The 13,751-nt window shown below is 49.1% G+C and carries 14 protein-coding genes and 1 tRNA gene; 14 read left to right on the forward strand and 1 reads right to left on the reverse strand.

The genetic code is table 11. The annotated features are described in order from the left end of the window. Positions 1-20 precede the first annotated feature (20 nt). Positions 21-93 (reverse strand) — tRNA-Gly (locus FYJ34_RS10550). Between the two features lie 207 nt (positions 94-300). Between FYJ34_RS10550 and FYJ34_RS10555 the strand changes: the two genes are divergently transcribed. The 14 genes from FYJ34_RS10555 to FYJ34_RS10620 all read left to right on the forward strand — a co-directional run bounded on the left by FYJ34_RS10555 (position 301) and on the right by FYJ34_RS10620 (position 13,519). After that, the gene (locus FYJ34_RS10555) at positions 301-1,680 is read left to right on the forward strand and encodes an MATE family efflux transporter (RefSeq protein ID WP_173017096.1); all 1,380 of its coding nucleotides are present in this window, start codon (positions 301-303) and stop codon (positions 1,678-1,680) included. Positions 1,681-1,816: 136 nt separating this feature from the next. After that, positions 1,817-2,107 (forward strand): type III toxin-antitoxin system ToxN/AbiQ family toxin, encoded by a 291-nt coding sequence (locus tag FYJ34_RS10560; protein WP_154478434.1) that lies wholly within the window; start codon positions 1,817-1,819, stop codon positions 2,105-2,107. 207 nt (positions 2,108-2,314) lie between these two features. After that, positions 2,315-2,911, forward strand: a complete 597-nt coding sequence (locus tag FYJ34_RS10565) for a DUF3793 family protein (RefSeq protein ID WP_154478436.1) — start codon at positions 2,315-2,317, stop codon at positions 2,909-2,911. Between the two features lie 25 nt (positions 2,912-2,936). Further along, positions 2,937-3,368, forward strand: coding sequence for a flavodoxin (locus FYJ34_RS10570; protein ID WP_154478438.1), 432 nt, complete (start codon positions 2,937-2,939; stop codon positions 3,366-3,368). Between the two features lie 40 nt (positions 3,369-3,408). Beyond that, the gene (locus FYJ34_RS10575) at positions 3,409-3,690 is read left to right on the forward strand and encodes a DUF2325 domain-containing protein (RefSeq protein WP_154478440.1); all 282 of its coding nucleotides are present in this window, start codon (positions 3,409-3,411) and stop codon (positions 3,688-3,690) included. Between the two features lie 184 nt (positions 3,691-3,874). Next, positions 3,875-4,723, forward strand: a complete 849-nt coding sequence (thyA, locus tag FYJ34_RS10580; protein WP_154478442.1) for a thymidylate synthase — start codon at positions 3,875-3,877, stop codon at positions 4,721-4,723. 12 nt (positions 4,724-4,735) lie between these two features. Further along, positions 4,736-5,227 (forward strand): dihydrofolate reductase, encoded by a 492-nt coding sequence (locus FYJ34_RS10585; RefSeq protein ID WP_154478444.1) that lies wholly within the window; start codon positions 4,736-4,738, stop codon positions 5,225-5,227. Next, a complete protein-coding gene (locus tag FYJ34_RS10590; protein ID WP_154478446.1) occupies positions 5,224-6,474 on the forward strand; it encodes a glycosyltransferase family 4 protein in 1,251 nt (416 codons plus the stop codon). The genes FYJ34_RS10585 and FYJ34_RS10590 overlap by 4 nt, the downstream gene beginning before the upstream one ends. Before the next feature lie 113 nt (positions 6,475-6,587). Next, positions 6,588-8,291 carry a biosynthetic-type acetolactate synthase large subunit gene (gene ilvB / locus FYJ34_RS10595; RefSeq protein ID WP_154478448.1) on the forward strand — a complete coding sequence of 568 codons (1,704 nt, stop codon included), beginning with the start codon at positions 6,588-6,590 and terminating at the stop codon, positions 8,289-8,291. Positions 8,292-8,306: 15 nt separating this feature from the next. Further along, positions 8,307-8,819, forward strand: coding sequence for an acetolactate synthase small subunit (gene ilvN, locus FYJ34_RS10600; protein WP_154478450.1), 513 nt, complete (start codon positions 8,307-8,309; stop codon positions 8,817-8,819). Between the two features lie 58 nt (positions 8,820-8,877). Further along, a complete protein-coding gene (locus FYJ34_RS10605; RefSeq protein ID WP_154478452.1) occupies positions 8,878-9,903 on the forward strand; it encodes a branched-chain amino acid aminotransferase in 1,026 nt (341 codons plus the stop codon). Positions 9,904-9,930: 27 nt separating this feature from the next. Further along, positions 9,931-10,704: a class I SAM-dependent DNA methyltransferase gene (locus FYJ34_RS10610; protein WP_276958735.1), complete on the forward strand. Its 774-nt coding sequence runs from the start codon at positions 9,931-9,933 to the stop codon at positions 10,702-10,704. Continuing rightward, positions 10,701-11,579: an Hsp33 family molecular chaperone HslO gene (hslO, locus tag FYJ34_RS10615; protein WP_154478456.1), complete on the forward strand. Its 879-nt coding sequence runs from the start codon at positions 10,701-10,703 to the stop codon at positions 11,577-11,579. Before FYJ34_RS10610 ends, hslO begins: the two co-directional genes overlap by 4 nt. A 14-nt stretch (positions 11,580-11,593) precedes the next feature. Beyond that, positions 11,594-13,519 carry an NAD(+) synthase gene (locus FYJ34_RS10620; RefSeq protein WP_154478458.1) on the forward strand — a complete coding sequence of 642 codons (1,926 nt, stop codon included), beginning with the start codon at positions 11,594-11,596 and terminating at the stop codon, positions 13,517-13,519. The last annotated feature ends 232 nt before the right edge of the window (positions 13,520-13,751 follow it).

Below are 13,751 nucleotides of genomic sequence, written 5' to 3' on the forward strand. Positions count from 1 at the left end.
CAGGATACTGTTTCTGAGAGAGCGACAGACGGGGTTCGAACCCGCGACCCCGACCTTGGCAAGGTCGTACTCTACCAGCTGAGCCACTGTCGCAAAGATGTTCTTACGAACAATAGTTAGTCTACAACAAATGGTGAAAAATGTCAATTCTTTTTTATACAATTTCCTTTTTCAAGGATTTCATGGACCGATTTTTCAAGAAGTCCGTTTCCATCAGACATGCCTTTGTGCGATTTCCCCTTAGAAATTCGACAGGAGACGTGTTATACTGTAGTCATACGAGAAAGAAGGGAAAGAAAGATGAAAGAAGAAGTACACACAAGGAATCCTCTGGGAGAGGAAAAAATCGGGATTTTGATGGCAAGGTTTATTTTTCCGGCCATTATCAGTATGCTGGTCAGTTCTCTGTACAACATTGTAGACCAGATCTTTATCGGAAGGGGCGTGGGGATGCTGGGAAATGCAGCGACAAACATTGCATTTCCGGTGTCCATTATCTGTACGGCAGTCGCTTTGCTGCTTGGGATCGGAGGCGCCTCCAATTATAACCTGCTGATGGGTGCGGGCAGGAAAGAGGAAGCCAGCAGTGTTGCCGGTACCAGCCTGTCCATGCTTTTGTTCAGCGGAACTGTGATCGCGATCATTACGCTGGTATTTCTGGATCCGCTGCTACATCTGTTTGGCGGAACCCGGCAGATTCTGGAGTATGCCAGACCCTATACAGGGATTACCGCCTTTGGTGTTCCGTTTCTTGTCTTGACTACAGGAGGCAACCATTTGATCCGGGCTGACAGAAGTCCGGCCTACTCCATGTACTGCATGCTGACAGGAGCCATTCTCAACACGATTCTGGACCCGCTGTTCATTTTTGTGTTTGGATGGGGGATCGAAGGAGCAGCGTGGGCAACGGTATTGGGAGAAACCGTATCGGGATTGATGGTGCTCTTTTATTTCTGGAAACAGAAAAAGATGGTACTTCGAAAAGAAATGCTGGTACCCAGATGGCGTTATCTGAAGGTCATTGCCTCTTTGGGAGTCGCTTCCAGTCTGAACCAGGTGGCCATGGCGATCGTTCAGATCACGCTGAACAACGTGCTGCGGCGATACGGGGCAGATTCCGTTTATGGGTCGGATATTCCCATTGCCTGTGTGGGAGTGATCTCCAAAGTAAACATGGTATTTATGGCCATCTGTATCGGAATCTCTCAGGGGTGTCAGCCCATTTGGGGATTTAACTGCGGAGCCAAAAACTATGACAGAGTCAGGAAAACCTACCTGCGGGCTTTTCAGGTGGCAGTTGCAGTAGGGATTTTGTTTTTTATCATATTTCAGTTGTTTCCGGATCAGCTGGTATCCATATTTGGAACAGGCAGTAAAGAATACTTTCAATTTGCCCGCAGATATTTCCGGATTTTTATGTTCATGGTGTTTATCAATGGGATCCAGCCTATGTCTACCGGATTTTTTTCCTCTATCGGAAAAGCAGGATTGGGAGTGTTTATGTCTCTAACCAGACAGATCCTGTTTTTACTACCGTTGATCCTGCTATTTCCCCTGCTGTTTGGGATAGACGGCGTGATGTATGCCGGCCCCATCGCAGATGGTGCTGCGGCGCTGGTAGCGATCCTGTTTGCAGGAAGAGAACTTCGGCGGATGCGCAGAGAAAAGGAAGGATGTTAGGTGTTTTTGTGTAGTCCTCATCTGTAGTTCCATTGAACCAAAAGCTGCCGAGTAAAGTCGAGAGAAATCTCGGCTTTATTTTGTCTACAGTCTGAACAGAGAGGATAAAACCTCTCTGTTTTTTTAGGAGAAGGAAATGGCAGAAGCGATTAAATATGGATTTTATACTGTAAATCCAGATTACCTTGAATATCTAAATCAAATAGATTCGGAAGTTTATTCCAACCCGTCATATAGAAGCAGTATTAAACCATTTGTTGGAATTATTGTTGGGATAGAAAGTTATAATTATTTTATTCCAATTTCTTCTGCAAAAGAAAAATATAAAAGATGGAAGAATGTTTTCGATGAGCATTTTCTGATTTACGAGATGATTGATAATAGCATTACTATAAATGGAGATATTTACAAATTTATTTATGAATGATTGGAGAAGTGGAGTGATATCTGCTTCTCTTTTTTATGCAAGGGGAAGATTTATAAAAAACTTTAGAGGGACAAGAAAGAATCCAACATCAAACAACATCAAAAAATGTGAAAAATATCAAATCATAGTTGAAAAAGAAAAAAGGGTATGATATATTATCTATTGTAAATGAGAATCAATTTCAAAATGAGAACTTAAGGAGGAACTATGTCGGCAAAGCTTGTGTCTTATCTGCTTTCACAGAAACATGCCGGGAAAAGGCTGGTATGTCAGCTGATCCTGCAGTGCTCCCCCTTTTTAAAAGGTTTGAAGCCGTCTTGTGCCATAACCCTGGAAAAGAAAGACTATCAAAAATTATATACGTTATTTGACGGGACAGATGTAAAATACAGGATCCTGTCGGAACGAAAAGGACGATTTTTGGTGTTTTTTTATTGGGAAAAAGCATTGGAGCGTCGCCTGGAAAGATGGGAGGCCAGATGTTTTCTAAGGGAGTTTGGCTACAGGGAAGAGGGGCTGAAGCAGCAACTGGCAAGACTGGAAGTGAGGGTAAACAGATACTTTCAGGCAGACAGAGGATTTCCTCATGAGATCGGTGTGTTTTTGGATTACCCGCTGTGCGATGTTCAAAGCTTTATCCGTCGGAAGGGAAAGGACTGCCTTTTTTCCGGATATTGGAAGGTCTATCACAATCCGGAGGAGGCCAGATCTATTTTCAAAACCTATGATGAAGCGAGAGAATGTGCAGTGCGGGAGTTTTTCCTGGGAAAAAACATACAGGACATTTTGAAAAAAACTGCTTAAATACAGAGTCAAGGAGGATGGAACAATGAGCATACCAGTAGTTTATTGGAGTGGAACGGGGAATACGGAAAAGATGGCGGAGGCCATTGCAGCAGGAATCCGGGAAGGAGGAGCAGAGGCAACGGTACTGGGGATCGATGCCATCAGTCCGGAGGAGCTGGCGGGGAACGCAGTATTTGCGCTGGGATGCCCGGCAATGGGAGAAGAGGTTCTGGAAGAAGGGGAAATGGAACCATTCGTAGAAGCGTTGGAAGGCAAGGTGTCGGGAAAGAAGATTCTTTTATTTGGCTCCTATGACTGGGGAGACGGAGAATGGATGCGCAGCTGGGAAGAGAGAATGAAGAATGCGGGAGCTGTTTTGTCAGGGGACGCAGGAGTCATAGCGAACATGGAACCGGATCAGGAAGCAATTGATCTATGCAAAAGTGCCGGAAAAGCGCTGGCGGGAAACGCATAGAAAAGTGGATTTTTGAGGCGGCTAAGAGGAGAGTGAACGTATGAGTGTTGTGATCATCGGCGGAAACGAGCGAATGGAGCAGCAGTATAAAGAAATTTGCAGAAAACACAAATGTAAGGCAAAGGTATTCACACGAATGGTAGGCAATTTGAAGACACAGATCGGACAGCCGGATCTGATCATCTTGTTTACCTCCACCGTAGCACACAAAATGGTGCATTGTGCACTAAAGGAAGCACAGCGGTATGACATACCGGTAGAACGGGCCCACAGCAGCAGCGCCAAGGCGTTGGAATCTGTGCTGGCAGGATGTTGTAGTTAATAGGGGAGCATGGGAAACCATATCGGACAGGGATGAAGGCAGCCAAAGCTTTTATCCCTGTTTTTTGTTAAAATCCGGCAGAAAGAGAACAAAATAGGCTAAGGAGAATGTCTTTTCTTTCTGTAAAAACCATGATACACTATAGGGTATGTAAATAAGGTAAAATCAGAGAGGAATACACAGAATGAGCTATGCAGACAATCTATTTATACAGATGTGCAGGGATATCATAGAAACAGGTACCGATACCAGAGGGGAAAAAGTCCGCCCTGTCTGGGAGGACGGGACGCCGGCTTATACCATCAAGAAGTTCGGAGTAGTGAACCGGTATGATCTGGCAAAAGAATTTCCGGCTTTGACCCTGCGCAGAACGGCCATCAAAAGCTGCACCGACGAGCTGCTCTGGATCTGGCAGAGAAAATCCAACAACATCCAGGATCTAAACAGTCATATCTGGGACAGTTGGGCAGACGAAACGGGATCCATCGGAAAAGCCTACGGTTATCAGATGCAGAAAAAACACATGTACAAAGAGGGGCTGTTTGATCAGGTAGACAGGGTGATCTACGACCTGAAACACAATCCCTACAGCAGGAGGATCCTGACAAATCTTTATGTGCATGAAGACCTGCATGAGATGCATCTGTACCCCTGTGCCTACAGTATGACCTTTAATGTGACCAAGGAAGCCGGACAGGAGAAGCTGACTTTAAACGGAATCTTAAACCAGCGGTCCAATGATGTACTGGCGGCAAACAACTGGAATGTGTGCCAGTATTCTATTCTTTTGCATATGCTGGCCCAGGTGTGCGATATGCAGGTGGGAGAGTTTGTGCATGTGATCGCAGATGCCCATATTTACGACAGGCATGTACCTATGATAGAAGAATTGATCCAAAGAGAACCTTTTCCGGCGCCCAGACTGTGGCTGAATCCGGAGATCAAGGATTTCTACGATTTTACCAGGGAAGATGTAAAGCTGCTGGATTATCAGACACATCCGCAGATCACAGAGATTCCGGTGGCAATATAAGGAGGAGAACAGATGAATCTGATTGTAGCGGTAGACGAAAACTGGGCGATCGGGAAGGGAAACCGGCTGTTAGTCAGCATTCCCCAGGATATGAAGTTTTTTCGGGAAACTACCACGGGGAAAGTCGTGGTAATGGGAAGAAAGACACTGGAGAGCTTTCCGGGCGGGCAGCCCCTGAAAAACCGGGTCAATATTGTTTTGACAAGAGACGCCGGATTCCAGGCAAAAGGCGCGGTAGTATGCGGCAGCATGGAGGAGGTACTGGAAGAACTGAAGCAGTATGCGGAGGAAGACGTCTATATCATAGGAGGAGAAAGCATTTACCGGCAGTTCCTGCCCTACTGCAAGAAAGCCTACATTACCAAAGTGTTCCACAAGTATGATGCAGATACCTATTTCCCTGATCTGGACAGAGAAGAAGGGTGGAAGATGACCCAGGTGGGAGAGGAACAGACCTATTTTGATCTGGAATATATATTTTCCATTTATGAGAGGATATCATGAAGCTATTAAGCATTACGGCGCAGAAGCCTCACAGCACAGGAAGCGGGGTCTATCTGACGGAGTTGGTAAAGGCGCTGCAGCGGCGCTGGGTCTCTCAGGCGGTGGTTTCCGGGATCTACCGGGAGGACGTCCGGGAATTTGAGACAGAGATACGGCACTACCCGGTATGGTTCCAAGAGGATATTCCCTACCCCATAGTGGGCATGTCGGATGAAATGCCTTATCCCAGTACTCGCTACAAGGATATGGATGAGGAAATGACGGCGCAGTTTTTGCAGGGATTCCGGCGCAGGATCTTTCAGGCGGTAACGGAATTTCAGCCGGATGTGATCCTGTGCCACCATTTGTACTTTCTCACCTCCCTGGTGAGGGAGTGGTTTCCCCAAAAGCGGATCTACGGGTTTTGCCACAATACGGATCTTTTACAGCTTCGTCAGACAGCATTTCAGAAAGAACGGATCCTGACACAGATCAGGAAGCTGGATGGAATCTTTGCCCTGCATGAAGAACAGAAAAAAGAGATCGTAGGGATGTTTGGGGTGGAGACAGAAAAGATACAGGTGGTGGGAGCCGGGTATAACAGCCACATTTTTTACACGGAGGGAGACGGACCGGCGGGCGGCCGACCGGAGGATGGAAAGCTGCGTCTGGTATTTGCAGGAAAGATTTCCGAAAAAAAAGGAGTCAAAAGTCTTCTTCGGAGTCTGTGCTATCTGAAAGAGGAAGCGTATCCTCTGGAGGTTTTGCTGGCAGGAGGAGCCGGCAGCGAAAAAGAATATGAGGAGATCCGGAAGCTGGCAGAAGAAGCGCCTTATCCGGTCAGATTTTTGGGGAAACTGCCGCAGGAGGAGCTGGCCGAAGTCTATCGGAAGGGGGATGTATTCGTTCTTCCCTCTTTTGCAGAAGGACTGCCGCTTTGTGTGATCGAGGCTCTGGCTTGCGGGAGCCGTGTGGTCATGTCAGAGTTTGAAGGCGTCAGACAATGGCTGGACACCTACGTCAGACAGGGGGATATCCGTTATGTGAAGCTTCCGGCGCAGGGAGAACAGGCACGGCCGGAGGAACTGGCAAGGTTTGAGAGAGATCTGGCGAAGCAGATACGGGAAAGTCTGAACCATCCCCAAAAAGGCCGGGCAGATACAGGAGAGATCTCCTGGGATCGGATTGCAGAAAAAGTCATGGAAGCAGTCGCATCTCAAAATTCTGCTGCAGAGCCGGAGGGGGAAGCGGCATCAGCGGATGCCTGAAAATGCTTCCAGGAAAAGGGTTGCGAGAGCAGCCACTGAAGGCAGGTACAAAAAAGAGGCATGACAGAGGGCGGAAGAAGAAAGGAACAGAGTGAGAAAAAGGAGGCGGACAGATGAGAAAGATCAGTGGAAATAAGCTGTTGGTCAAGGCGTTGAAGGAGGAAGGGGTAGAGGTGGTTTTCGGATATCCGGGAGCCTGTACCATTGACATCGGAGATGAGATCTATAAGCAGGGAGATCTGCGGATCGTACTGCCCAGGCAGGAAGTGGCGCTGGTACATGAAGCGGACGCCTACGCGCGGACTACAGGAAAGACGGGAGTCTGTCTGGTCACCAGTGGACCGGGAGCCACCAATCTGGTCACGGGGCTTGCAACAGCTTATTATGACAGTGTTCCACTGGTTTGCTTCACAGGACAGGTGGCAAGGCATCTGATCGGAAATGATGCGTTTCAGGAAGTGGACATCGTAGGGATCACCAGAAGCATCACGAAATATGGAGTAACGGTACGAAACAGAGAGGATTTTGGGAGGATCATAAAGGAAGCCTTTTATATAGCCAGAACCGGAAGACCGGGTCCTGTTCTGGTGGACCTGCCCAAGGATGTGATGGCAGAGCTGGGAAGCGCAGAATACCCGGCGACTGTAAATATCCGGGGCTATCGCCCCAGCACAGGCGTACATATCGGCCAGCTGAAACGGGCGGTCAAAATGCTGGAAAAGGCGCAGAAGCCCCTGTTTCTGGCAGGAGGCGGGGTAAACATTGCCGGAGCGGGAGAGCTGTTTCAGGAACTGGCAGAAAGGACGCAGGTGCCGGTGGTGACTACCGTCATGGGAAGAGGCGCCATCGACACCAACCATCCGCTGTTTGTGGGAAATTTGGGGATGCATGGAAAATATGCGGCAAATATGGCAGTCAACGCATGTGACCTGTTGTTTTCCATCGGAACCCGTTTTAACGACAGGATCACAGGAAAACTGCATTCCTTTGCCCCTCACGCCAAGATCGTTCACATTGACATCGACACGGCGGCGATTTCCAAAAATGTCCAGGTGGACGTGCCTGTAGTGGCAGATGCCAAGGAGGCTGTCAGCAGGATGCTGGACTATGTGACGCCTTGCCGGCGGGAGGCCTGGCTTGAAAGGATCGAAGCGTGGGACAGGGAGCATCCGCTGGGAGGGACGAAGAAAAAAGCCGGCATGACACCCAGGTCTATCATAGAAACCATCAATGAGATGTTTGAGGAGGCCATTGTCATCACGGACGTGGGGCAGCACCAGATGTTTACAGCCCAGTACCTGGAACTGACCAGAAAGAAGAGGCTGCATATGTCGGGAGGTCTGGGAACCATGGGTTATGGACTTCCGGGAGCCATAGGAGCCGGGATCGGCAATCCGGGAGTACCGGTGATCGCCATATCAGGCGACGGAGGGATCCAGATGAGTATTCAGGAGCTGGCTACGGCGGTGATAGAGGAAGTACCGGTGATCTGCTGTATTTTCAACAATGGAGTGCTGGGAATGGTAAGACAGTGGCAGAAGCTGTTTTACGGAAAAAGGTATTCCATGACAAATCTGGAAACAGAAACAGAAGTACCAAAAGACTGGCCCTATGTTCCGGATTTTGTCAGGCTGGCGGAAAGCTATGGAGCCGTGGGACTGCGGGTTACCAGACAGGAAGAGGTGAAGGAGGCGTTCCAAAAGGCAAGAGAAAGCAAAAGGACGCCGGTAGTGATCGAATTTATCCTGGATCCGGAAGAACTGGTATATCCTATGATCCAGCCGGGAGGAACATTAAAGGACATGATACTGGACTAACGGGAGGAAGAAAAAATGTATGGAAGCGGAATGAAAAAACGGTGGATTTCCCTGTATGTGGAAAATCAGGTAGGTGTGTTATCCAAGATCTCCGGTCTGTTTTCCGGAAAATCCTACAACCTGGACAGTTTGACGGTGGGAACGACGGAAGATGCCACGATTTCCAGAATGACGATCGCAACCGTCAGTGACGATGAAACCTTTGAACAGATCAAGAAACAGTTGAACAGGCTGGTGGAAGTGATCAAAGTCATTGATTTTACAGATATTTTTGTCCGTATGAAAGAGATCCTTTATGTGAAAGTAAAGAAATGCTCTCCGGAACATAAGGTAGAATGCTTCCAGATCGCGGAGACCTTCAAGGCAAAGGTGATCGACTACGGAAAAGAGGAGCTGCTTTTGGAGTTTGTGCAGACCGCCACCAAAAACGACGCGGTGGTGAAGCTGATGAAGGAGTCCTTTCAGAGTATTGAAGTGGTGCGGGGAGGAAGCGTCGGGATCGAATCCATCAGTATGATGGAACGTTAAGTACATAGGAAATAAGAAGAACAAAGGGTAGGAAATCACGAAAATCGGAGGGATATACATGGATAAGAAAGCAATTGACTGGTCAAACCTGGGATTTGGATATATACAGACAGATCAGAGGTTTGTTGCACAGTACAAAAACGGAGCGTGGAAGGAAGGCGGACTGACAGAGGATGCGACGGTGCGTATCAGCGAATGTGCCGGCGTTCTTCAGTATGCCCAGACCTGTTTTGAAGGGCTGAAGGCCTTTACCACAAAAAAAGGAAATGTGGTCCTGTTTCGCCCGGATCTGAACGGAGAACGGATGGAGGAAAGTGCAAGGCGTCTGGAGATGCCGGTATTTCCCAAAGAAAAGTTTGTGGAGGCGGTGCGCCAGGTAGCAGAAGCCAACCAGGCTTATGTTCCTCCCTACGGTTCAGGGGCCAGCCTGTATATTCGGCCGTATATGTTTGGAAGCGATGCGGTGATCGGAGTAAAACCTTCAGAAGAATATGAATTCCGTGTGTTTGCCACTCCGGTGGGCCCCTATTTTAAAGGCGGGGCAAAGCCCATCTCCCTTCGGGTATGCGACTATGACAGAGCGGCGCCTCACGGAACCGGCCACGTGAAAGCGGGACTGAACTATGCCATGAGCCTGTATGCGATCATGGACGCCCACAAGCAGGGGTATGATGAAAATCTGTATCTGGATGCAGCCACAAGGACGAAGGTAGAGGAAACAGGGGGAGCGAATTTCCTGTTTGTCACGGAAGACGGCAGACTTGTGACGCCGAAATCGCCTACGATACTTCCCTCCATCACCAGACGGTCTCTTCTTTATGTAGCCAGGGAATACCTGGGAATGGAAGTGGAGGAAAGAGAGGTCCTGCTGGAAGAGGTGGAAAGCTTTGCAGAGTGCGGTCTTTGCGGAACGGCGGCGGTGATTTCCCCGGTAGGAAAGATCACAGACCACGGAAAAGAAATCCTGTTCCGAAGCGGAATGGAAAAAATGGGACCGGTTTTGCAGAAGCTGTACGACACGCTGGAGGGTATCCGCCTGGAGGAGATTCCGGCGCCGGAAGGGTGGATCTGTAAGGTCTGCTAAATGCATGGAAAAAGAGAGGGAAACTTTGTGGAAGCTTATACCAATTTTGCACAGGTATATGATGTGTTCATGGACAACGTGCCGTACGCGGAATGGGCGGCATACATTGAAGAGATTTTAAAAAGCAGAGGGATCCGGGACGGACTGGTGCTGGATCTTTGCTGTGGCACAGGCAGTCTGACGGAGTGTCTGGCCGAGGCCGGTTACGATATGATAGGAATAGACCGGTCTTTGGAAATGCTGGAGATCGCACAGGAGAAAAAACTGAGTTCCGGAAGGGATATTCTCTATCTTTTGCAGGACATGAGAGAATTTGAACTGTACGGAACGGTGCGGGCCGTTGTCAGCGTCTGTGATTCCGTCAATTATATCCTGCAAGAGGAGGAACTGGAAAAAGTCTTTCGCCTGGTCAACAATTATCTGGATCCGGGAGGCATTTTTTTCTTTGATTTCAATACCACCTATAAATACGAAAAAATCCTGGGAGAGCAGGTGATCGCAGAGGATCGGGAGGAATGTAGTTTTATCTGGAACAACTTCTATCACGAGGAAAAGAAGAAAAACGTCTGTGACCTGACCTTGTTTGTCCGGGAAGAGGAGGATCTCTACCGGAAGTTCCAGGAAACACATGTACAAAGAGGATATACGCTGGGAGAGATCCGGCGGCTTTTGCAGCGGAGCGGACTGGAATTTTGTCAGGCGTTTGATGCCTATACAGGAACCCTGCCCCGTTCCTGCAGTGAGCGGATCACAGTGGTGGCAAAGGAGCAGGGCAAAGGAGAAGGAGAATCGGGCAGATGAAAGATTATATTGTAAGAGCAACGGCGGCAAACGGACAGATCCGGGCGTTTGCCATTACCGGGAAGCACCTGGTGGAAGAGGCAAGACGGCGGCATCAGACCAGCCCGGTGGCGACAGCGGCGCTGGGCAGGCTTTTGTGTGCAGGAGCCATGATGGGAAGCATGATGAAAAATGAAACGGATATGCTGACGGTACAGATACAAGGAGACGGTCCGCTGGGGGGAATCACGGTAACGGCAGACAGTCATGCCAATGTCAAGGGGTATGTGCGGCATCCGGATGTGATGCTGCCGCCCAAGAACGGAAAGCTGGATGTGGGAGGCGCTGTGGGCATCGGTCTGATTCAGGTGATCAAGGATATGGGGCTGAAGGAACCGTATTCCGGACAGACGATTCTGGTATCCAGTGAGATCGCAGAGGATCTGACCTATTATTTTGCCAATTCAGAACAGGTGCCATCTTCTGTGGGACTGGGTGTTCTGATGGAAAAAAACAACCGGGTGAGCTGTGCAGGAGGATTTATCATTCAGCTGATGCCTTTTGCGCAAGAGGCGTCCATTGCACAGCTGGAACAGAATCTAAAGGAAGTGACCTCTGTAACAGAACTTCTGGAACGGGGAGAAACACCGGAGAGTATGCTGGAGATCCTGCTGCAGGGACTGGATCTGGAGATCCATGACAAAGTAGAAACCAGATTTTTCTGTAACTGCTCCAAGGAGAGGGTAAAGCGGGCTGTGGCAAGCATCGGGAAGCAGGATCTGAAAGACCTGATCCTGGAAGGAGAGGATATGGAAGTCCGGTGTCACTTCTGCAATCAGGCATATCTCTATACGGTAGAGGAATTAAAAGAGATCATGAAACAGGGAAAAGTCTAAGGGAGGACAAAAACATGCGGCATGGGTTTGTGAAAGTGGCGGCTGTCACACCTCGGTTACGAGTGGCAGATGTTCCATACAATACGCAGGAGATCTGCAAAAAAATGGAAGAAGCATCCAGACTGGGAATAAAAATCACGGTATTTCCGGAGCTTTCCGTCACCGGATACACCTGCGGGGATCTGTTTGCCCAGGATCTTCTGCTGCAGGCGGCAAAAGAGGGGCTGAAAGAGATCGCAAAAGCTTCCGGGGAGATGGATGGTCTTTTCTTTGTAGGGCTTCCGCTGGAACAGGAAGGAAAGCTTTATAATGTGGCTGCGGCGGTAAACCGGGGAAGGATCCTGGGCTTTACCACCAAGTCTTTTTTGCCGAATTACGGGGAGTTTTATGAGATGAGACAGTTTACGGAGGGACCCAAGGAGCCGGAGGAGATTTTGTTTGCCGGAGAGAGGCTCCCCTTTGGACCGCAGCTGATCTTTGAAGAAGAGACCATGAAAGAACTGAGGGTGTCGGCAGAGCTGTGTGAGGATCTGTGGTCTGTGGAATCTCCGGGGGCAAAGGCAGTACAGAAAGGGGCGGTGATCCTGGTAAATCTGTCTGCCAGCAATGAGCTTTTAGGGAAAGCGGAATATCGGAGAAATCTGGTGCGGATGCACGCAAGCCGTTTGGTGTGCGGGTATGTCTATGCCAATGCGGGAGAGGAAGAATCCAGCACAGACGTGGTGTTTTCCGGACACAATATGATTGCGGAAAACGGAGCCATCTTAAAGGAAAGCCCGGTGTTTACCCAGGAGATCACCGTCAGTGAGATCGACGTGAAACGGATCCTCGGTGAGAGGCGAAAAAACACGACTTTCCATCGAAGAGAGGGTGTGACGGACAGGATCCCGTTTTCTGTAGGATGGGAAGAGACGAAGCTGAGCCGATTCATATCTCCAACCCCCTTTATCCCCGAAGAAGCCACGAGAGGAAAGGTGTGTGAAGAGATCCTGACCATTCAGGCCAAGGGATTACAGAAAAGACTGGCACATTGCGGCGGAAAGAGTACGGTGGTGGGGATCTCAGGGGGACTGGATTCCACGCTGGCTCTTTTGGTCACAGTCAAAGCATTTGATTATCTGGGACAAGACAGAAGCGGGATTACGGCCGTCACCATGCCCTGTTTTGGTACGACGGACAGAACCTATCAGAACGCCTGCCGGATGGCGAAAGGACTGGGAGTGACCCTTCGGGAGATCCCTATCAAAGAGGCGGTGCTGCAGCATTTTGCGGATATTGGACACAGCAGGAACGATCACAGTGTAACGTATGAGAATGCGCAGGCCAGAGAACGGACACAGGTGTTGATGGATGTGGCCAACCAGACCGGTGGGATCGTGGTAGGGACGGGAGATCTGTCAGAGCTGGTGCTTGGCTGGGCAACCTATAACGGAGATCATATGTCCATGTATGCAGTCAACAGCTCTGTTCCCAAGACCATGGTCCGGTATCTGGTGGAGCATTATGCCGGAACCTGCGGAGACGCAAATCTGCAGGCAATCCTGGAAGATGTGCTGGACACTCCTGTGAGTCCGGAACTTCTGCCTCCCAAAGAGGGGGAGATTTCGCAAAAGACAGAGGATCTGGTGGGGCCCTATGAATTGCATGATTTTTTCATGTATTACACGTTGCGTTTTGGATATGAACCGGGGAAGATCCTTCGACTGGCGCGGCAGGCATTTGCAGGGATCTACGAAGAAGAGGTGATCTATCGGTGGGAAACCGTCTTTTTCCGCCGGTTTTTCGGTCAGCAGTTTAAACGCTCCTGCCTGCCGGACGGCCCTAAGGTGGGAACGGTAGCGGTGTCTCCCAGAGGAGATCTGCGGATGCCAAGCGATGCAGGCAGCACGGTCTGGCTGAAGGATCTGGAAGAAGAGTGGGGAAGGCTCCATTCAAAATAAATACGCAGAAGAAAAGAGGAAGGGTAGTGATAGAGAAAACATCTATGACTGCCCTTTTAATATAGAAAAAATAGATCAATAAACAACAAAGGCAGGGATTGCAAATTACATCAATATATGCTATGTTAAAAACAGCTAGATAAGAAGGCCGATCGGTTACGTCAGTAGTTTTTACTCTGGAGGTGGACAGGAAAGGAGGAAAAGTTCGCCTGTAAACGAAACAACGGTTTGT

This window comes from Suipraeoptans intestinalis, from assembly GCF_009696485.1.
GTDB lineage: Bacteria > Bacillota > Clostridia > Lachnospirales > Lachnospiraceae > Suipraeoptans > Suipraeoptans intestinalis.

Coding starts and splice junctions, on each gene's coding strand:
- FYJ34_RS10605 (WP_154478452.1), top strand. CDS start 8,878: ATGGATAAGAAAGCAATTGACTGGTCAAACCTGGGATTTGGATATATA.
- FYJ34_RS10565 (WP_154478436.1), top strand. CDS start 2,315: ATGTCGGCAAAGCTTGTGTCTTATCTGCTTTCACAGAAACATGCCGGG.
- ilvN (WP_154478450.1), top strand. CDS start 8,307: ATGTATGGAAGCGGAATGAAAAAACGGTGGATTTCCCTGTATGTGGAA.
- FYJ34_RS10555 (WP_173017096.1), top strand. CDS start 301: ATGAAAGAAGAAGTACACACAAGGAATCCTCTGGGAGAGGAAAAAATC.
- FYJ34_RS10575 (WP_154478440.1), top strand. CDS start 3,409: ATGAGTGTTGTGATCATCGGCGGAAACGAGCGAATGGAGCAGCAGTAT.
- thyA (WP_154478442.1), top strand. CDS start 3,875: ATGAGCTATGCAGACAATCTATTTATACAGATGTGCAGGGATATCATA.
- FYJ34_RS10620 (WP_154478458.1), top strand. CDS start 11,594: ATGCGGCATGGGTTTGTGAAAGTGGCGGCTGTCACACCTCGGTTACGA.
- FYJ34_RS10585 (WP_154478444.1), top strand. CDS start 4,736: ATGAATCTGATTGTAGCGGTAGACGAAAACTGGGCGATCGGGAAGGGA.
- FYJ34_RS10570 (WP_154478438.1), top strand. CDS start 2,937: ATGAGCATACCAGTAGTTTATTGGAGTGGAACGGGGAATACGGAAAAG.
- hslO (WP_154478456.1), top strand. CDS start 10,701: ATGAAAGATTATATTGTAAGAGCAACGGCGGCAAACGGACAGATCCGG.
- FYJ34_RS10560 (WP_154478434.1), top strand. CDS start 1,817: ATGGCAGAAGCGATTAAATATGGATTTTATACTGTAAATCCAGATTAC.
- FYJ34_RS10590 (WP_154478446.1), top strand. CDS start 5,224: ATGAAGCTATTAAGCATTACGGCGCAGAAGCCTCACAGCACAGGAAGC.
- ilvB (WP_154478448.1), top strand. CDS start 6,588: ATGAGAAAGATCAGTGGAAATAAGCTGTTGGTCAAGGCGTTGAAGGAG.